The 18,831-nt window shown below is 51.2% G+C and carries 12 protein-coding genes; 4 read left to right on the forward strand and 8 right to left on the reverse strand.

The window, feature by feature from the left end:
* The 4 genes from Q0W37_RS00090 to Q0W37_RS00105 form a co-directional block, all read right to left on the reverse strand.
* Window positions 1-2,637 (reverse strand): FISUMP domain-containing protein, encoded by a 2,637-nt coding sequence (locus Q0W37_RS00090; RefSeq protein WP_297697580.1) that lies wholly within the window; start codon window positions 2,635-2,637, stop codon window positions 1-3.
* Between the two features lie 52 nt (window positions 2,638-2,689).
* Window positions 2,690-3,643, reverse strand: coding sequence for a class I SAM-dependent methyltransferase (locus Q0W37_RS00095; protein WP_297697583.1), 954 nt, complete (start codon window positions 3,641-3,643; stop codon window positions 2,690-2,692).
* Between the two features lie 152 nt (window positions 3,644-3,795).
* Window positions 3,796-4,239 carry a transcriptional regulator NrdR gene (nrdR, locus tag Q0W37_RS00100; RefSeq protein ID WP_072977912.1) on the reverse strand — a complete coding sequence of 148 codons (444 nt, stop codon included), beginning with the start codon at window positions 4,237-4,239 and terminating at the stop codon, window positions 3,796-3,798.
* Window positions 4,240-4,395: 156 nt separating this feature from the next.
* Window positions 4,396-6,468 (reverse strand): transketolase, encoded by a 2,073-nt coding sequence (locus Q0W37_RS00105; protein ID WP_297697585.1) that lies wholly within the window; start codon window positions 6,466-6,468, stop codon window positions 4,396-4,398.
* Window positions 6,469-6,678: 210 nt separating this feature from the next.
* On the opposite strand from Q0W37_RS00105, the gene Q0W37_RS00110 reads away from it, so the two are divergent.
* From Q0W37_RS00110 to Q0W37_RS00120, 3 genes are all read left to right on the forward strand, one after another.
* Window positions 6,679-7,761 carry a hypothetical protein gene (locus tag Q0W37_RS00110; protein ID WP_297697587.1) on the forward strand — a complete coding sequence of 361 codons (1,083 nt, stop codon included), beginning with the start codon at window positions 6,679-6,681 and terminating at the stop codon, window positions 7,759-7,761.
* 87 nt (window positions 7,762-7,848) lie between these two features.
* Window positions 7,849-10,419: an NPCBM/NEW2 domain-containing protein gene (locus tag Q0W37_RS00115; RefSeq protein WP_297697589.1), complete on the forward strand. Its 2,571-nt coding sequence runs from the start codon at window positions 7,849-7,851 to the stop codon at window positions 10,417-10,419.
* Between the two features lie 8 nt (window positions 10,420-10,427).
* Complete coding sequence (locus Q0W37_RS00120; protein ID WP_297697591.1) at window positions 10,428-11,342, forward strand: glycosyltransferase family 2 protein; 915 nt, start codon at window positions 10,428-10,430, stop codon at window positions 11,340-11,342.
* Between the two features lie 59 nt (window positions 11,343-11,401).
* Here the strand turns inward: Q0W37_RS00120 and Q0W37_RS00125 are convergent, their stop codons facing one another.
* Together Q0W37_RS00125 and Q0W37_RS00130 are read right to left on the reverse strand one after the other, a co-directional pair.
* Window positions 11,402-12,883, reverse strand: a complete 1,482-nt coding sequence (locus Q0W37_RS00125) for an FISUMP domain-containing protein (protein WP_297697593.1) — start codon at window positions 12,881-12,883, stop codon at window positions 11,402-11,404.
* Window positions 12,884-12,892: 9 nt separating this feature from the next.
* Window positions 12,893-14,152: a hypothetical protein gene (locus Q0W37_RS00130; RefSeq protein WP_297697595.1), complete on the reverse strand. Its 1,260-nt coding sequence runs from the start codon at window positions 14,150-14,152 to the stop codon at window positions 12,893-12,895.
* A gap of 69 nt (window positions 14,153-14,221) precedes the next feature.
* Between Q0W37_RS00130 and gmk the strand changes: the two genes are divergently transcribed.
* On the forward strand, window positions 14,222-14,785 hold the full coding sequence (gene gmk / locus Q0W37_RS00135; RefSeq protein ID WP_297697597.1) for a guanylate kinase: 564 nt from the start codon (window positions 14,222-14,224) through the stop codon (window positions 14,783-14,785).
* On the opposite strand, the gene Q0W37_RS00140 is transcribed toward gmk, so the two are convergent.
* Together Q0W37_RS00140 and Q0W37_RS00145 are read right to left on the reverse strand one after the other, a co-directional pair.
* The gene (locus Q0W37_RS00140) at window positions 14,782-15,741 is read right to left on the reverse strand and encodes an L-threonylcarbamoyladenylate synthase (RefSeq protein WP_297697599.1); all 960 of its coding nucleotides are present in this window, start codon (window positions 15,739-15,741) and stop codon (window positions 14,782-14,784) included. The genes gmk and Q0W37_RS00140 overlap by 4 nt on opposite strands.
* A 91-nt stretch (window positions 15,742-15,832) precedes the next feature.
* Window positions 15,833-18,757, reverse strand: a complete 2,925-nt coding sequence (locus Q0W37_RS00145; protein ID WP_297697601.1) for a DUF349 domain-containing protein — start codon at window positions 18,755-18,757, stop codon at window positions 15,833-15,835.
* Between the last annotated feature and the right edge of the window lie 74 nt (window positions 18,758-18,831).

The following is an 18,831-nucleotide window of genomic DNA, read 5'->3' on the forward strand; positions in this document are numbered from 1 at the left end:
CTAATCCTGCCCGTCCGCAAAGCACCGGACCGAGAACAAATAGTTCAATCCAAAAAATGAATTGTTGAAATCATCGATATCTACTTTATCCGTATGAATGAATATTCCCTTGGCACTCGGTCGCAATTCACCGTATTCCGGTGTCGGATACCACGTCGATGTCCAGAAAATGGCATACAAATCGGTATCAGTACATTCCGATGAGCAATTGCCAGTACGAGAGCATTGCGATGTGCAATAGCCCGCAGGAATTGCCGAAATGTGACTCGTATTTGACGCTCTGAGCCATTCTTTATAGCCAACGGACTGCAATGCATGAGCTACCACGCTGTCAAGATGAGCATTCCATCTGTCGTAATCACCAAAAGGAGAAATATTGCTTTCGACACGCTCATTGATAACGTCATCCTCATAAGAATATCTGATTGCATCGAAAAGCCCTTTCCACTCCGTTTCCGTGGGTAAATGCCAACCTTCAGGGCAAATTCCCCGAACAGGATACTCGGGCGAACAATCCAAATTAATTCCACATCCCTTTCCATTTTCAGAGAACACGCCCGCACTATCCATGGCGGCGGCCCAGGAATAATAGCGTCCATACTTTTTACAATTATCCTTATTGCAAATATTTCCGTAAGCTACAGAATCATCGCTATCTTCGGGCTTTATCTTGTATTCATACCTCAGGTTCTCCACCATCACAGCAACGCCTTTTGAAAAATCTATAATCTGGTATTCATTGCCATCGCGAGAATCCTTAAACGTACTCAATTTCCCATCCAAGAGGAACGACCATACCCAACCAGACTCGGTGCATTTATAGTTAGAGAACATACCATTCGGTACAATAGTCTCATCGAGGATATAGCTTACGCATCCTCTGTTAAATTCAATTTCTTTATCGTTTGCATACCTAAGCGTATCTGCATCCCATACCATTTTCTTTCCCGTTATCGGGCCTGTCAACAAGGTACCATCTTTTTTCTTCTTCGGTTTCCAGCCATATCGATCTTTTTCAAGATCACTAGCCAATCGCCACTTAGCATCGTCAGCGCAGGTAAAGCGCAGCATACCGCCCTTATGCTCCGTATCCAAATATTTTTCAGCATAAAAACCGGATCCTGAATTCGAAACATTCTTCACCATCCCTACAGGAACGCTGTCACTGCCACATACGCCCAAGCCAAGTTCCACACTCCAGAACCTATGAACAAACTTTTCAAATTCCGGAGCCTTTTTCGAAAGTTTCCACTTTTCCACATTGCTGCGGTATAAGGCAAGCTTACCAGCCGTATCCGCAATAGCCGCCCAATCAGCAATCCGCACCTTAGCCGAGGCATCATCCCAGGTTCCGTCAAGCGCCATATCGTTTGAAAATTCTGTCAGCAAGACAGACAAATCCGTTTCGGAATCATTTCCCTGCAAAAGAATCGATATCGCAAGCAAAGCCGCATCGGCATCCGTCTTACCAAACACGTCGAGGTCTTCGGATTCCATCTTAAACTGGCTCGCATCGATATGGAACGCATCAAAGATTTCCGTCTGAGCCTGCTTTTTGGCGGCCCTTACCGTTTTCGATTCCTTTGTCACCAAGAAATACACGCGGTCTTTTTCAAGGTGAGTCAGCAGATTCACGTTTGCAGACCTGCGCGAAAGCATATTGGTATAAGCCTCTAGACTAATAGATGTCGCCGTCGGTAATCCCGTGATTTCGTTACGATACTTGCCTTCTACTACGAGCAACGCATATTGGCTCACCAAATCACGAGACTGGAACTTGTAGCGGCCGCTGTCACTGGTAATCACGCTCCTAAAATTGCCATTCGTCTGCTTAAGGGTGCGTCCATCGGAAAGTTCATACAGGTATACCGTTGACCCCTTGAGGAAAGGCCCCTTCTGAGAAAATCCAGACAAAGTATCAAGAGATATTGCAACTTTTTCGGAATCAAGTTCCCAAGTGTCACCCGGTACGGAATCTTGCGATGAACCTCCAACCCTAAATTTCAGCGTCATTGTAGAGTCACCGCATTTGATGGTCGCAGAAGAATCCGTTTGATTTACAATCGTGCAGCCTACGCCGTCTTTACCTTTTTCTCCAGAATCGCCTTTGTCTCCTTTCGCGCCGGGATCCCCTTTTTCACCCTGCTCCCCCTTTTCACCAGGCTCGCCCTGAAGGCCTTGTTCTCCGTCGGCACCGTTCTTGCCATCCTTACCGGCAACACCATTTTCACCATTCTTACCGGCATCTCCCTTATCGCCCTTCGAGCCATTCAGAACAACGCCAATAGAGTCCCCGTTGCAGATAATTTTAAGTCCGCTCTTATCCTTGAGTTCCTGGGTGGTGCAACTGAAATCACCTTCCATGAAAACCGTATCCCTGGCCGATTCCTTTGTCGCAAACCACTTCTTATCGATACAGATACGCACCGAGGATTCGCCCTTCACAATCGCCTGCTCCCCCTCGTTTTCCTTGGTACACTTCGGGAGATCCTTGACAGACTCAACGACTTCTACACCCCCCGTAGCGGTTTCGACAATCTTTTCAGTAGTAGTATTTTCACCGCAAGCCGAAAATAAAGCAAGCGCCGTTAGAGATGCAAAGAAAGAATACTTCGCAAGAACCGAATAACTTTTCATAGGAAAATCCTAAATAAGGCTGAATATTTGAAAATATAAAATAATTATTTCTCTACACTTCAATGAGCGTAGCGACTAAGCAACTGTCTTTGGTATGGCCGGAGCCGACGAAATCGATATCCTGCGACTTGTTCCAAAGAGTCTTCGCTTTCGGATGAACGGACGCAACCGATGCGAGAGCATTCCGCGAGAAAGCAGACAAATTAAATTCGCTATAGTTGGAACTCACCATAAAGAGGCCACCCTTGTTCAGGAGAGTCGCACAGTCGGCGACGAGCGGCATCAGGTGTTCGCGCACGTTAAAGTTTTTGCCCTTGAAGCGAGCAAAGCTCGGCGGGTCGAGCACGATGGCATCGAACTTGAGGCCTTTCTTTTGCGCCCAGTGAACATATTCGACGGCGTTGCCCCTGAAAAATTCGCCCTGCTTGGGTTCGAGCCCGTTGAGCGCGTAGTTTTCGCGGCCCTTGTCCAGAATCTTTGCGCTGATATCTGCGTTTGCCGAGATTTCAGCGCCACCGAGGCGGCCATGCACCGAGAATGCGCAGGTGTAGCTGAACAAATTAAGCATGCGACGCCCAGCAGCGCGTTCGCCCATTTCCAATCGAATCGCACGCATGTCGAGGAACAGCCCCGGATTCACCGTATCGAGCAAATCGATGTGGAACTTCGCAGAACCTTCGCGGACAACGCCTATAGAATCTTCGGGGCGGCCCACCAGCACTTCCATCGGCGGGTTTTCAAGCGATTTGCCGGAACGAGAAAGGCGTTCCTTGACGACAAGGCAAACGGGAGAAAATTTCTGCGCAATCGCATCGGCAATAGCACACTTTTCGCGGAGCAGTTCATCACCGAAAAACTGAATCTGGTAACGGTCGCCGAACTTGTCGAGCGTCATGCCTGGGAAACCATCAGGTGCCCCGTTCACAATGCGGAAAGCCTCCGTCGTTTCGAACAACGGAGCACGTCTTTTATAAGCCGCATCCAAATTATTGATTAAATCTTTCATAGGTATGAGCTCGGTCGCCTTCAGTTCCCTATGAGGAATGAGGCCTTAGTCAAAAAATAAATTTTTATTCCTAACTGAGTCCTCAAAGGTGCGTAGCACCGACCTCAAAGTGTGAGTTTATGAACGCGCTCAAAACTCATCGGCGCGCAGCGCTACTTGTCCATGCTCTTAATCTGGTCCACGAATTCGCCGACTTCCTTGAATTCGCGGTAAATCGAGGCAAAGCGCACGTAGGCGACGGCATCGAGTTTCTTGAGTTCCTGCATCACCAGGTTACCGATCTGTTCGTAGCTGACTTCGAAGTTTTCGGTAACGGTCAGGGCGTTTTCCACGTTGGTCGCAAGCTGTTCGATATCGGCGACCGAAACGGGGCGTTTCTTGCAGGAGTTCATGATACCGCGCAGGAGCTTTTCACGCTGGAACGGTTCATGTTCGCCGCTGCGCTTGATTACGGTCAGTGGCTGGACTTCGATGTATTCTCGAGTGGTAAAGCGTTTGCCGCATTCGCAGCATTCACGACGGCGACGGATAGACGAACCGCTCACGCGGCTGTCCACCACCTTGTCGTTATCTTTTTTGCAGAACGGGCAAATCATATCACTTATTGTAGGTCTGAGATTTGAGCGCGGTCGCCTTCGGCTCCCTTTGAGGTTTGAGGCTTTAGTAGAAATTTAATTATTCTAGCTGAACCTCAAAAGTGCGTAGCACCGACCTCAGAGCTCAAAGCCTTGCAAAGCAAGGCGACCTCATCGCTAGTTGTTCTTCTTAAATTCCTCGACGTTTGCCTTGAATTCAGCAAGGTATTCCTTCGCGGCGGCCACGACGGCTTCCGGAGTGTAACCGAATTCCTTCTCGAGCACTGCAGCCGGAGCAGAGGCGCCGAAGCGTTCGAGACCAGAGACCTTGCCGAAGCCACCCACAATCTGGGCGAACAGGAGCGGAAGGCCGCTGGACTTCGCGAACACCGGAGTCCAAGGAACAATCACGGATTCGCGGTAAGCCTTATCCTGAGCCATGAAGAGGGCCGGGCTGATCATCGAGACCACGCGGACCTTGAGGCCTTCGCCACGGAGGATTTCGGCGGCGTCGTGAGTCAGGAGCACGTCGGAACCGTTAGACACGAAGGTCAGGTCCGGGCGTGCGGAGCCACAGTTGTCGCTCACGATGTAGGCGCCCTTGCGGCATGCCTTGGAGGCTTCGTAGCGCTTGTCGCCAGGGAGCGTCTTCACGTTCTGGCGGGTAAGGATGATCGCGGTCGGGCGATCGTTGTTTTCAAAAGCCATTTCCCAGGCAGTCACGGTTTCGAAGGCGTCGGCCGGACGGAGCACCAGCATTTCGGACTTGCCGTCTTCGCGCTTGAGACCTTCGAGCAAACGGATCTGGGTTTCGTGTTCAATCGGCTGGTGCGTCGGGCCGTCTTCGCCCACGCGGAAACTGTCATGCGTGTACATGAACTTGACCGGAAGTTTCATGAGGGCAGCCATACGGATAGCCGGCTTCATGAAGTCGCTGAACACGAAGAATGTAGCACAAATCGGATAGAGGCCGCCGTGCAGTGCGATACCGCAGCAGATGGCGCCCATGGTCAGTTCGGCAACGCCCACCTGAACGAAGGCGCCCTTGAAGTCGCCTGCGCGGAAGATGCCGGTCTTGTTGAGGAAGGCCTGGGTGTTGTCGGAGTTAGAAAGGTCAGCAGAGCTGCAAATGCAGTTCTTCACGTTTTCGGCGAGGTAGCCGAGCACGGTGCCGGAAGTCACGCGGGTAGCGACGCCTTCCTTGAGTTCGAGGCCAGAAAGGTCGATCTTCGGAGCCTTGCCCGAGAGCCATTCCTTGAGGGTGGCAGACTTTTCGGGGTTCTTGGCATCCCAAGCGGCCTTGGCCTTCTTCCATTCGGCAACCTGCTTGCGGAGCTCTTCCTTGCGAGCTTCGAAGCCAGCCTTCACGTCGTCAAAGATCTTGAATGCATCGGCCGGATCGCCACCGAGGTTTTTGACGGTAGCATCGGTAGAAGCACCTGCTGCGTTGAGCGGCTGACCGTGAGTAGAAACGGCACCTTCGAAGGACTTGCCGTCTTCGGCGATAGCGCCCTTGGCCATGGTGGTGTGACCGATGATGATGGTCGGCTTTTCAGTTTCGGCCCAGGCGGCCTTGAAAGCCTTGCGGAGTTCTGCAATGTTGTGACCATCGGCCACGTCAATCACGCGGAAGCCCCATGCTTCGTACTGCTTCTTGAAGTCGTGGCTCATCACGTCTTCAACCCTGCAGGACAGCTGCACCTGGTTGGCGTCGTAGAAGAAAATGAGGTTCGAAAGCTTGAGGTGACCGGCAATGCGGCCCACGCCATAAGCGATTTCTTCTTCGAGGCCGCCGTCAGACACGAGGCATACGACCTTGTGCTGCAGAATGTCGCCAAAACGTTCGACCATGAAGCGTTCGGCAATTGCGTTACCGAGGGCTACAGCATGACCGATACCGAGCGGGCCCGAGGAGTTTTCGATGCCGAGGGCGACTTCGACTTCGGGGTGACCCGGCGTACGGGAGCCGAGCTGGCGGAAATTCTTGAGATCATCCATCGAGAGGTTGCCGAGCATGGCCAGCTCGCCATACAGGAGCGCGGACATGTGGCCCGGATCCATAAAGAAACGGTCACGGGCTTCCCAGTAGGGATTTTCGGGGTCAAAACGGAGAAATTCCGAATACAGGAGCGTAATGGCGTCTGCTGCGCCCATGGCTCCACCCGGGTGACCGGACTTTGCCTTCTGCACCATGGCAGCGGAAAGGATTCGAATGTTGTCAGCCGCTTTTGTAACCAGCCTGTCTTCCACTTTTTTAACCTCTCTTTATAATGTCGGGCGATGAGCCGCCCATAAAATAAGCGCCCCAAATTTAGTTTTTTTACACAGCCCTCTCAAGGTTATAAGACGCAAAACACCGTAAAAAAGCCAAAAATATGTAAAAATTTGCCAAATGAAAAATAAGTGTTACTTATGGAAAACATACAAAAAATTATCTATTTTTAGCCGCAAGGAAAAATTATGTCCAAAAGATTGATCAAGCCCATTATTATACTGCTCGCAGGCATGTTCTGTTCTGCCCAGGCAATCGAAATCAGACCCCTCGCCCAAATCCAGTTCCCAGCCAAGACCAATGTCGCATGGGAAATCCACGGTAAAAAAGACAATACCAAAATGGACGCCGACCTGGTATACGAAATTGGCTCCGAATTTCTGTGGTACACCAACTATATCCGCTACGGAGCAGGCCTCGCCTACAAGAGCCCTCAAAAGAAAGGGAGCGTAACAGCCGCCCCCGGAGCCATTCCCGTATGGCTGTCCGCCGGATTCGGCCTGTTCAACAAACAAGCGGTTGTCCAGCCGTACGCAGCAGTAAGGTTCGGCACCCTCGCCCCCCTCAGTAGCGACGGCAACTGGTGGGAAAGCCCCCTCAACTACTTTGTAAGCGGAGGAGTCGGTGCCATATTCCCCTACGGCATCGGTCTCGAAGTCGTCTACGACTATTCCTCCCTCAAGAAGTCCTTCAAGAGCATCGAAAAAGAATACCGCGTCTCTTCGGGCCGCATAGGCATCCAGCTATCCGTCGGGTTTAGCCTCGGCGACGACGCAAAGCCCACCGAAAACAGCACCAAGAACAGCCCAAAAGATTCCGCACAAAGTAACACCCCCGCAGAAGGAACTCAAGAAAACACCTGGTCCGCACTCGAAACCGAAATGGACAATTCTACAAGCGAAGACACCAACACGGCAGATTCCACGGCAAGCGAAGCTCCTTCAGAAACCGACCCCGCCGAAGCGTCCGTGACAGAAGAAAACGCCACCGAAACAGACACCGTTGCAACCGAGCCTCAAGAAGACGCTCCCGTCGAAGAAACTCCTGCAGAAGCCCCTACTGAAGAAGTTTCCGAAAACGCAGAAGAAAGCGCCGCCGAAACCGTAGCGGAGAGCGAACCTGAAGCAGCCCCCGCCCCGGTGGAAGAACCCAAGCCCGCAGCAAAGCCTGCCAAAAAGGCCGCAAAAAAATCCAGCAAAAAATCGACCAAGAAATCTACAAAGAAGTCCTCCAAGAAGTCGAGCAAAAAGGCAACAAAGAAGAAAAAATAGTTGGTAGAATTTAGAAGTATCATCTAATCTCTAAATTCTAAGATCCAATAGCAGCAGGTTCCTGCTGCTTTATTTTATATTTAGCCCATGAAATCCTACATTCTCGGAATTTTGAAAAATCTCGCCCACCCGGGCACCATTATCGGCCTCCTGGTCTCTATCGCGATTCCCTTCCTCATTTACCTAGGTCCAAATGTCGGCCACAAATCGACCATCAGAAACCTAGACCTCTATTTACCGCTTCCGCTGTTCATTGTACAGCTTATCGCAGGAATCGTCCTTTTCGCCCTGATGCAAAAGGATTTCAGGGAATGGCTCAAGGGAATCCTCCCCGAAAAGAAAATTTCGATTTTAATGCTTATCTTCACGGCGGTCATTACGATTTTTGCGGCCACCCAGATCGAGGCCCGTCACCGTGTACAAAGCGACGAAAGCGTGTTCATGTCGGTTGCCCAGAACATGTACTACAACCATGAATCGGCCACCTGCAACCAAGGATATTTCGAAGATGGCAAACTGAAATGCATCGCGACCTCCAACAGTTTCAAGACCAAGGGACTCGCCTTCCTGTACCTGCTCGGCATGCCGCTTCTAGGAAACGACCTGCACTGGATTTTCCACATGGAACTCCTGATGCTTCCGCTCGCGGTACTCCTGATGTTCCTTGCGATTGTCGCCTGGACAAGGCAGCCCCTGCTAGCCTTCTTTGCAGCCCTCCTCACGGCATTACAGCCCACGGTGCTTTTCCAATTCCGCGCCATGTCCGTAGAACCGCTCTACATTTTCCTTTCCGCCCTTTCGCTCCTGATTTTCAAATGGGCCTACGACCGTAACACCGTCAAGCACTGGGCTCTTCTCGCCCTTTCGCTCGCCTTCTTTGCGCAGACCCGTCAAGAAACCGCTTTCTGCCTGCTCGCCTTTATCGTGTTTGCGCTCCCCAAGATTCTCGACAGCAAGAGCGCCAAGGCCCCCACATTCTTTGTAACGCTTTCGCTGTTCTCGGTTCCGGCACTTCTTACCATCAGCTACTTCCAGGGATTCGGTTTCCAGGGGGGCGAATTCGAGGCCCACGGGCATTTCCTCGAAGACCTTTCGCGCAATTGGACCGAAATGACCAAGCCACTCAACAAGAACGGCGAACTCGAAAACCCCTTCCTCACCTATTTCAACTACCTCTTTGCCATTGGCGCCATCGACCTGCTTGTACGCGCCTTCTGGGGAATAAAGAAAAAGGACTTTTTCTATCTCGAAATTCTTGCTTTCCTGCTCCTGTACCATATTCAGACATACGTCATTCTCGAAAACGTCTCGGGCGATTTCAGCATCCAGATTAACCAGCGCTACAGCCTGGTGATGCTTCCGTCCATGGCGTTTGTAGGCGCCCTCCCCGTGGCACACCTCGTAAGGTTGACGATTGAATCGATGAGCGGAAAAGACGCAAAGCAGAACGCCCTCACCGCAGCCATCGCAACGTTTATTACCGCCACCCTCTTTACCGGTTGGACATTCCACTACAAGGAAGACTTCAACAAGAACATCATGTACAACCGAAACCACCTCACCACCGAGGAACACGAAATTCTCGGATGGCTCGCGGAACAGCCCCAGAAGAACAGGTTCTTTATTTACGGCCGTCCCTGGCATTTTGTCGGTTACGGCATGTCCTCCATTCACTATGACCGAGCCCGCCAAATGAGTTCCGAAGAACTCAAAAAACTCGTCGACAAGTACGAAGGCGAAGTTTACTACATCCGCGGTCTCGACTGCTGGGACAGCCACACCTACCACAAGAAGGCCGTAGAACACCGTATTGCCACGACCTGCGACATCTTTGAACGCGATATGGACCTGGAAGGCGTCAAGAACATCCTGATTACCAACAACTACTGGGTGCAGATAGCCAAGTTCAACGGGCGCAAGGAATTCAACCCCAAAAACGTCATCGCCGTCAACGACCTCGAACTCGTACAGGAAACATCCGAAGACTCGCTCTCAACTACATCGGCGCTCCAGTACAGTTTCAGCCTCAACGAAAAGGCCTCTATCGCAAGACGCTGGATCTATTCCGTGCAAGTCAACGGAGCCATCAATTCCCGCGCACCTTACGCCTACGGGAAATTCAACGGCAAAGTCCAAGAAGAAAAGCTTCTCCCCGGTTACAACCAGGTGGAATTTATCGTCCATGATCTCGAAAAGAAGAAAGTCCTAGCCGACATCCAGAAATTCTACTTCAACGACAAGAGCGGCGCCGTTAAAATGACTTCCATTCCCTACGCAAGCCATAAACAAGGCTGGGGAAATTTGCACAAGAACGAAAGCATCGAAGCTCACGCCTTCAAGATCGGCGGTAAAATCTACGAAGCCGACGGTTTCGGCACCCATGCATCCTCCGAAACGACTTTCAAAATCGGCGGCAAGTACAAGACGCTCAAGATGGGTTACGGACTTGACGAAGAATCACTCTGTAGCGACGGAGCCGAGCTACAAATCTTTGCCGACGGCAACAAGGTTTACGACAGCGGAAAATTCTCGTACGAAACCCTGCGTACTGCGGAGTTGAACATCGAAAACGTCCAGACGCTCACCCTCAAGACGCTTTCGCTCGAAAACATCGACTGCGACCACGTCGACATCGTGAACCCGGCACTTATCCCATAGGCGAACCCATGCTCCTGTCAGTCATCATTCCTGTCTTTAACGAAGAAGAAATCGTTGCGGAAACTTACCGCGTCCTCGAAGAGGAACTCAAGGATGTCGAGCACGAGCTCATTTTCGTGAACGACGGATCCAAGGACAAGACGCGCGAAATCGTCGAGGGGCTCCTCCCGGGAAACCCGAACAACAGGATTATCAACTTCAGCCGCAACTTCGGGCACCAGGCGGCATTCAGTGCAGGCCTTGACCATTCCAAGGGAGACGCGGTGGTGATTATCGACGGTGACCTTCAGGATCCGCCGAGCCTGATTCACGAAATGCTCGAAAAATGGCGCGAAGGTTACCAGGTGGTTTACGCCCAGAGGAACAAGCGCAAAGGCGAAACCATCTTCAAGCGCTTTACCGCATTCGCTTTCTACCGTCTGATAGGAAAGCTCACAAGCATCGACATTCCGCCTGACACCGGCGACTTCCGCCTGATGGACCGCTGCGTGGTAAATCAGCTCACGAACCTGCCCGAACGCAGCCGATTCCTGCGCGGGCTCGTATGCTGGGTTGGCTTCAAGAAAATCGGCGTCAAGTACGACCGCGCCGAACGCACCGCTGGCACCTCCAAGTACCCGCTCAAGAAAATGGTCCGCCTTGCTTTTGACGGCATCACCGGATTCAGTTCCGCACCGCTCAAGCTCAGCTTCTACCTGGGACTTTTCGCCGCCATCGTAGGTTTCGGAGTTTTCGTCTGGTCGATTCTCGAAAAGATCCTCAGTCCATCTACTACAGTTCCAGGCTGGGCATCGCTCATGACCGCCATCGTATTCTTCGCGGGAGTGCAGCTCATTTCAATCGGCATCCTCGGGGAATACATCGGGCGCATTTACGACGAAGTCAAGCAGCGTCCGCTGTATATCGAAGACAAGAAGAACTAACCATTACAAAAAACCGGCCTTACAGCCGGTTTTTCATACGAGGTCACCTGACTGCTGGACTAGGGTTCGCCCTCCACGCAACGAACAGAAAACGCGATGTCATCCTTATCGTCACGGTCTTCATTAGTCGCGGAATCCTTTTTCCCTCTCAATGTAAAAACATACGCCGAGTCACTGTCGACTTCAGAAGAACTCCAGAAAAATCCTGTATATCCTAATTCATAGAAGTTTACAAAATCGTAATACCACTCGCCCGCAGGCAATGCAGAAAAAGCATACGAATCCGTACCACTACCATCACTATCGTTACCACCGCCGTGGCTAATTTTCCAGCCAGTCGTTGCTTTGAGAGCCTTACCTGCATTTTCCGCACCACCCACAGTTGTAATTAGCTGACCCCATTCGTCTTTATTCGGCAAATGCCAGCCATTCGGGCAAACGCTCATAGCATCATCCCACTTGTAAAGACGTCCGTATTTTTCACAATAATCTAGGCTATCATTGAAACAGAAACTGTTTTCGGTTTTATAATTCATATTTTCTGCCGTCCATACCTGGTCACCAATCTTGACCGTTCTGTAAGTCTGGCGATCGCGTTCATCCGTAATATAATCCATTATACAGCGGACGGAGTAAGCATAGCCAGTAAGGTCATCAGACAATTCTGGATTAGGCATAAAGAAAGCTTGGGGGGCTCCTCTCCGCAACTCGACAAATTTGACTCCACTATCATCTTTAATCCAAAAATCAGCAACTTTATCAAAAAAGATGAATTTACCAGCGGAATTCCTATAGCCAGCAAACATTTCGTTACCCGTTCCATACACGTTTTGGGATTGGAGCACCCCACCCGCGACCTCTATTCCACCGACAGCATCAAACAAGGTTTGCCATTCCAACGAATCCGGCAGGTGCCAGCCCTCGGGGCAAATCTCTTTTGCTGTTGACCAGTCGTAAAGTCTACCATATCTCCATTTGTTACGATCGCCATCAGGGTAAAAAAATGTGGGCTTTTCCTCAGCCATATTGTCCGCCATCCAGGTCTGCTTACCGATAGTCACTACATTGTATAGGATTTCTGGAATACGTAATTGGAAGTGATATGCTAATGAAGACGAAGACTTCACCGAAGATGAGGACATCATTGAACTACTTGATTCCGCAGAACTTCTGGGCGGTTCTCCAGAACTCGATGCAGGCACAACCGCAGAAGACTGCGGCTCGATTCCGCTCGATGTCGGGATGGACGAAGAACTCGCGGATGAATGTTTCACGGAGCTGGAGGACTCGGATGTCTTCCCGGAAGAAGCCCCGTTGCCATTCGAACTTTTTGGGGACTGAGCATCGGAACTTTCTGGATCCTGGACATCGGAGCTTCCGGAGATTAGGTCGCCGGAGACGTCCGCATATTCCATTCCGCCAAAGGCATCGTCGAATTCCGCCTGGTAATCGGTACAGGCAGTGAAAAGCATAAAAAGAAGGCTAGCGATTGCCGCTGTCGCCATTCTCCCGATTCTCGTCTTAAATCTTTCGTCTAACATAAGCTCCTCCTAGAACGCGATGCTCAGGCCAAGGCCAATTCCACCCAAAACCGCAATTCCGATACCGACCGTACGAACCGTCTGATACGCGCCGATGTCATCGTGGCGGCTATCGTATTCATCCTGCGAGGCAGGCTTCTTTTCGCTTTCATTTTTCGCCTTGTTGTTGTAGACAATCGCAAGTGTCGTACCCGCGACAAGCACCGCAGACGAAATTCCAATCAGCAACCAATGCGGGCCATCGCCCTTTTTCGCCTCAGGAATTTCCGAATTCACCTTGTCGCCAACAATTTTCGAATCCATCTTCGGCATCGCCTTGATCGCAGAGGAATCCCGATTCCAAATCCAGCGACCCACCAAATCGTCGCTCGCCTTCTCAAATTCCACACGGCCCTTGTAAGTCGCCATTTCACCATCGCGCCCCTTCGGGAAAACGACAGATTTGTCCTTCATATTCACGAGCAGGTGCGCGTTATCCTTTCCGTCGGGAATCTGCGTCACGTTGAAAAGTTCGGCACCACTCAAATAGTACGCACCCGCCACAGGCCGGTTCAAGTCGAGATAAAGGGAAAGATCCGCCGTATCGAGCACCACCTTCAAATTCGTCTTCGTATGCAAAAGCGAATCGTTCATGCGCGCTAGAGCGTGTTCAAAGAGGGGCGCAAATTCGTCACCGGACTTACGGAGCACAATGTCTCCACACTTGGAAAGCCAAAGTTCCGTAAAATGTTTCTGTTGGTCCATTCGACGTTCATCGTAGCGGAGCTTGAAATTGTACGACGCGTCAAAGGCTCCCGAATGCGAAAGCGGTTCCAAGTCTACACCACCCTCGATTTTCAAAAGGTTTTCCTTAGAAGCGATAATTCTCGAAAAAGCATCGGTACAGGCGTCAATCTGCTGCGTACGCTGTTCCAGGTCATTCGCCATCGTCACCACGCCCAAGCGAAGTTCGCCAGTCACTTCCATGTAGCGAGCCTCGAATTCGGGGAGATCCACGGCATAAAAGTGTCCGCATTCCTCGTCCAGCACATCGTTGATAGAGACCATTCCGCAGCGGTCATTCATCTTCGCAATGCGGTTTGCCCGGTGAATCAACGAATCCAATTCAGGATTATCGCTACCGATTCCCGCCTTCAACTGTTGCAAGTCATTCTGTATCGCCTGAAACTCGGACGCGTCTTTAACAAAAATCGAAACGGTCGGGTCGGCAAGCGCTACCCCCACAAAAATCAAGTTCCACAACAATATTAAGGAAACATAAGACTTCATAGTTTAAATATAGTAGTTTGCGAAAAACTTACAATGCACAGTACCGCCTAAAAAAAGTATATTTGCGCTATGCGTAACAAGTTATTCGTGATGAGTGCCGCAAGCGGCGCAGGCAAGACCACCCTCAAGGATTTGGTCATCAAGGATTTTCCCGACATCAAGTATTCCATCTCGGCCACCACTCGCGCCCCGCGCGAAGGCGAAGTCAACGGAGTCCATTACTTTTTCAAGACAAAGGAAGAATTCGAAAAACTCATCAAGGAAAACGGACTTATCGAATGGAACGAAGTCCACGGTAACTACTACGGAACACCCAAGAGTTTCGTGGAGCAAACCCTTGCCGAAGGAAACCGCGTCCTGTTCGACCTCGACGTTTTTGGCAAGGTGAACTTCGACAAGGTCTACCCCGACGCCACTGGCATCCTGATTCTGCCGCCGAGCGAAGAGGAACTCGAAAAGCGCCTGCGTGGTCGCGGAACCGACTCCGAAGAAGTGATTCAGCTGCGTCTCAAGAACGCCAAGAAAGAAATGGAATTCGCAAAGACGCAGGGCAAGTACGAATACGTCATCATCAACGACGACTTGCAGCGCGCCGCGAACGAACTCCGCGAAATTTTAAAGAAGAAAGACTAAAGCTTGATGCTCGCCCGTTTGAGGCGATCATTCAAGGCCATACCGACTCCGACATTCGGAATCGGGTCTACCAGAATCAAGTCGTACTTAGGATTGTCCAGGTCGTGCATATAGGCGTACAGTTTCGCCGTTGCTTCTAGCATATCGCCAGATTCAGACAAATTAAGCGTCGCGGGAATCACGCCGGGGCAATTGCCAAAGGCAATCCGCACACAGTTTTTCGGCAGTTCAAAGCCCTCGGGGATTTTACCGTAAAGCAGCGGTACCTGCGGGCGGTAGTGCGTATCGCACTGCCCCGGCGCAGCCATCGCCTGCCCAGGCTTCGAGGTAGACTCCTTGATTTTCACGTCACCGATGACCTTTGCAATCATCTCGGGCGTAATCGCCCCCGGCCTAAGCACAGTCGGCTCGCCCACCAAAGAGACAATCGTACTTTCTACGCCCACGTTGCAAGGGCCGCCATCCACGATTCCCGCAAGGCCGCGGTCGGCCAGCTGTGCGGCCACATGTTCGGCGGTCGTCGGGCTTACATGCTTGAACAAGTTCGCGCTAGGAGCGGCAAGCGGCACGCCCGCCTTCCAGATGATTTCCTGCGCCACCGGATGCGACGGAAAGCGCACCGCTACAGACGGGAGTCCGCTCGTACACAGGTCAGGAATACATTCCTTCTTAGGGAGAATCATCGTCATCGGGCCCGGCCAATAGGCTTTTGCCAAGGCGAAGGCCGCATCGGGGATATTTTCGGCAATATCCGAGAGCTGTGCGATTTCGCAAATATGTACAATCAGCGGGTCAAAAGTCGGACGTTCCTTAATCGCAAAAATCTGCGCCAGGGCCGACGGTAAATAGGCGTTTCCCGCCAAGCCGTAAACGGTCTCGGTCGGAATCGCCACCACCTGCCCATCGTGGAGCAGGCGCGCAGCATCGTCAATACTTGTCCAAGGAGGAAATTGCATGATAGACCAAAAATAAAAAAATCGCGAGACATGCTCGCGATCAAAAATTGATAAAAGGAGATCCCCGCCTTCGCGGGGATGACTTCAAAGGCTATGCTTCTGCCGGGGCTTCCGGAGCAGACGGAGCTGCATCCTGGGAGGCGTTAGCAGCATCGCCTTCGGGCTGATCCTTACGGCCAAAGGCAAACACCTTGTCGCAGGCGCTGTTAAAGCGGTGCCACGTCTTTTCGGAATGTTCGCGAGGCACAGCCCCGACTTCCTTCCACAAACGACGCAGATGCTTCACCTTGTTCATCGAAGCCACTACCGTCTGTTCGTTCAAGTCGGTGAGCAGGTCTTCGGCCTGTTCGCAGAGCAAGAGCTTTTTCTGCAGGTTGTTCTGACGAGCCTGTTCCTGAATGTCGAGCTGATCGCGACGGCGGGTAAAGAAGTCATCGCAGGCTTCGCGGAACTTCTTGTACAGGTCCATATCTTCAAGACCGCAGAATCCGAGTTCACGCCATTCCTTCTGGAGTTCGCGAACGGCATCGGCAAGCTGGTTACTGCCAGCGCTTTCGGCAAACTGGCGCACCTTGTCGATCATCGCCGTCTTCTTTTCCTTGATTACATCAAGTCCCTGGGCAAGCGTAGAATCCGTATGGGCAAGACGATCGAGAATCTTGTTATAAACCGTATTATAGCGGTTGCTAATCGTCTCGATGGCATCCTTGGGTACCATACCGATATTCTTCCATTCCTCTTCCATCGCCTTGAGGTCTTCAAGCGTACCCGCTCCGTTTGCATCCAACGCCTCGAGCTTTTCGCACAGGGCATTCTTTGCATCCAGATTCTTCTGCTTCGAAGCATCCATTTCTTCAAAGTGGGCGCGCTTCTTTTCAAAGAAGCTGTCGCAGGCGGTGCGGAAGCGGTTCCAGATTTCGTCGGACTTGCTCTTGGGTACAGGACCGACAGACTTCCAGGAATCCTGGAGTTGTTTTAATTTGTTCGAAGTCGCATTCCAGTCATTGGATTCCTTAAGAGCTTCGGCTTCCATGCAGAGAGCCACCTTCTTTTCGTAGTTGGCTTCGCGGGATTCGTCCTCATGCTTCAGGTTTTCCTTATGCTGGGCGTAGAATGCGCTTGTCGCCGCCTTGAAGCGTTCGGTCAGGGCAGCCACATTGTCCTTGGGGACCATGCCGATGTTCTTCCAGTTTTCCTGGATTTCCTGCATCGCCTTGTACTTGTCCTTCCAGAACATTTCTGCATTTTGAACAAGTTCTTCAATCTTTGCGCACAGGGCTTCCTTATCGGCCAAGTTCTTCTGGCGTTCCACATTCATCTCTTCGATAAAGGCGGCGCAATTTTCCTTGATCTTTTCGTAATTGCTCTGGAAATGGTCGCGGTATTCCTGCAGCTTGGCCGCAGAAATAGGTCCGATTTCTTTCCAGCGGTTGGTAATTTCCTTAAGCTTCGTGAGAACGGCCTGGCTACCTTCTTCCTTGGTGAGCGCATCCATTTCAAGGAGCAGGTCATCGCGGTCCTTTTCGTTGTACCAGTTTTCCCACTGCTGCATTTCCTGGAAACGGGCCGTAGCAGCCTTGTATTCCTGCCACAGGTCGTGGTACTTGAACTTGTTGTCGCCAACGATTTCCTTCCACTGCTGGTAGAAGTCGCGAACCTTCTTGTTCAGTTCGCGGAAATCATCGTTTTCGTCGAGAGACTTTACCTTTTCGATAATAGCCTTGAGCTTTTCGGAATTTTCTTCGAAGCGCTTCTGGGAATCTTCGTCAAAGGCAGAAATCTTCACCGAAAGCGTGTTGCGGAGAGAATTGTAAGACTGCAGCATCGGGTCTTCGCCTTCCAGCAGCGGAAGCTTTTCCCATTCACGCACAATGGCGTGCAAATGCTTTTTCGTCATCTCGTTCACGTCTGTATCGGCAAGAGCCTTAAGGCGTTCCAGCAGTTCCGGTCGAACCGATTCGTCATTTCCTTCGGGAACATCGACAACAACTTCTTTCGCCTTGTTCAATTCCTGCAACTTGAAGAACGCATTGTTGAAACGCTTAATCCAGGCGGCATCCATCAAGGACTTGCCTTCGTTGCATTCCGCAAGAATGGCTTCGACACGTTCAGCGTTGTCAGCCGTCTTGTTTTCAGAAATCATCAATTCGAGTTCTTCGAGGCTTGCCGCAAGTGCGGACACCTTCGCCTGCTTTTCGGCTTCGGCCTTTTCGGCGGCGATACGGGCAGCGTCGGCTTCATCGCAGAACTTCTTGAAGCTTGCATAGACTTCGTCAATCGTCGCCTGCTTGTCGCCCATGCCAAGGTTCTTCGCCTCTTCCATCAAGGCTTCAAACTGAGCCTTTACGGCCAGGGGATCTTTCTGTGCCGCATAGAAATGAGCCTGCTTTACAAGAGCTTCGCGCTTGCTTGCCAAAAGTTCTGCAGCCTTCTTGCCGTTATCTTCGGCATCCTTTCTTGCGCGAATCCTTTCGCTTGCGGCCTTGCGAACTTCGGACTGCTTGGAATTCTTAGCAATATCCTGGAGCAGAGTATCGGAGGTCACCTTGCGGGCCGCAGCCATCGCAATTTCGGCACTTGCGTCGCGCGATGCAGCAAGAGCAAGAATAGACTGCTTTTCACAAAGTTTCACCAGTTCCATGCGCACGGCCTCGGAAGTATTTGCTCCCTTGAGCAAATCTTCGGCATAGTGCGTATCCTTGAGGTCCTTCAGATAAGACAGGTCCTCGGCACTCGGTTGAGCCTCGGATTTGAGTTTCTTGACAACTTCATCCAAATAGCGGCTCTTGGCAAGGCGCTTTACATCGGCATCATTATCTTCGTTCGAAATCTTGAGCAACGAAGGGATAATGGAAAGCTTCTTAATGGCGGCATTCCTTACGGAAGCATCGGTATCGGAACTGGCGATGCGATCCAGGATATCCTGATTGTCGGCACCCAGTTCGGCAATAGCTTCGAGACGCTTGGCGGGGTTAGAATTCTGCCATTTCGGTTTAAAGACGTCAAATACACTCATAGAGATCTCCAATAGTATGGCAAAGCCCAAAGGGGTTTTGCACCCTATAATCTAACAAAAAAAGTTTTTTGAAA

Origin of the sequence: uncultured Fibrobacter sp., from assembly GCF_947166265.1 — a bacterium.
GTDB lineage: Bacteria > Fibrobacterota > Fibrobacteria > Fibrobacterales > Fibrobacteraceae > Fibrobacter.

What these genes read in the sequence shown, in the direction of transcription:
- Q0W37_RS00140 (WP_297697599.1), bottom strand. Translation starts at nt 15,741, where the DNA reads ATGCAATTTCCTCCTTGGACAAGTATTGACGATGCTGCGCGCCTGCTC.
- Q0W37_RS00095 (WP_297697583.1), bottom strand. Translation starts at nt 3,643, where the DNA reads ATGAAAGATTTAATCAATAATTTGGATGCGGCTTATAAAAGACGTGCT.
- nrdR (WP_072977912.1), bottom strand. Translation starts at nt 4,239, where the DNA reads ATGATTTGCCCGTTCTGCAAAAAAGATAACGACAAGGTGGTGGACAGC.
- Q0W37_RS00090 (WP_297697580.1), bottom strand. Translation starts at nt 2,637, where the DNA reads ATGAAAAGTTATTCGGTTCTTGCGAAGTATTCTTTCTTTGCATCTCTA.
- gmk (WP_297697597.1), top strand. Translation starts at nt 14,222, where the DNA reads ATGCGTAACAAGTTATTCGTGATGAGTGCCGCAAGCGGCGCAGGCAAG.
- Q0W37_RS00115 (WP_297697589.1), top strand. Translation starts at nt 7,849, where the DNA reads ATGAAATCCTACATTCTCGGAATTTTGAAAAATCTCGCCCACCCGGGC.
- Q0W37_RS00130 (WP_297697595.1), bottom strand. Translation starts at nt 14,152, where the DNA reads ATGAAGTCTTATGTTTCCTTAATATTGTTGTGGAACTTGATTTTTGTG.
- Q0W37_RS00125 (WP_297697593.1), bottom strand. Translation starts at nt 12,883, where the DNA reads ATGTTAGACGAAAGATTTAAGACGAGAATCGGGAGAATGGCGACAGCG.
- Q0W37_RS00145 (WP_297697601.1), bottom strand. Translation starts at nt 18,757, where the DNA reads ATGAGTGTATTTGACGTCTTTAAACCGAAATGGCAGAATTCTAACCCC.
- Q0W37_RS00110 (WP_297697587.1), top strand. Translation starts at nt 6,679, where the DNA reads ATGTCCAAAAGATTGATCAAGCCCATTATTATACTGCTCGCAGGCATG.
- Q0W37_RS00120 (WP_297697591.1), top strand. Translation starts at nt 10,428, where the DNA reads ATGCTCCTGTCAGTCATCATTCCTGTCTTTAACGAAGAAGAAATCGTT.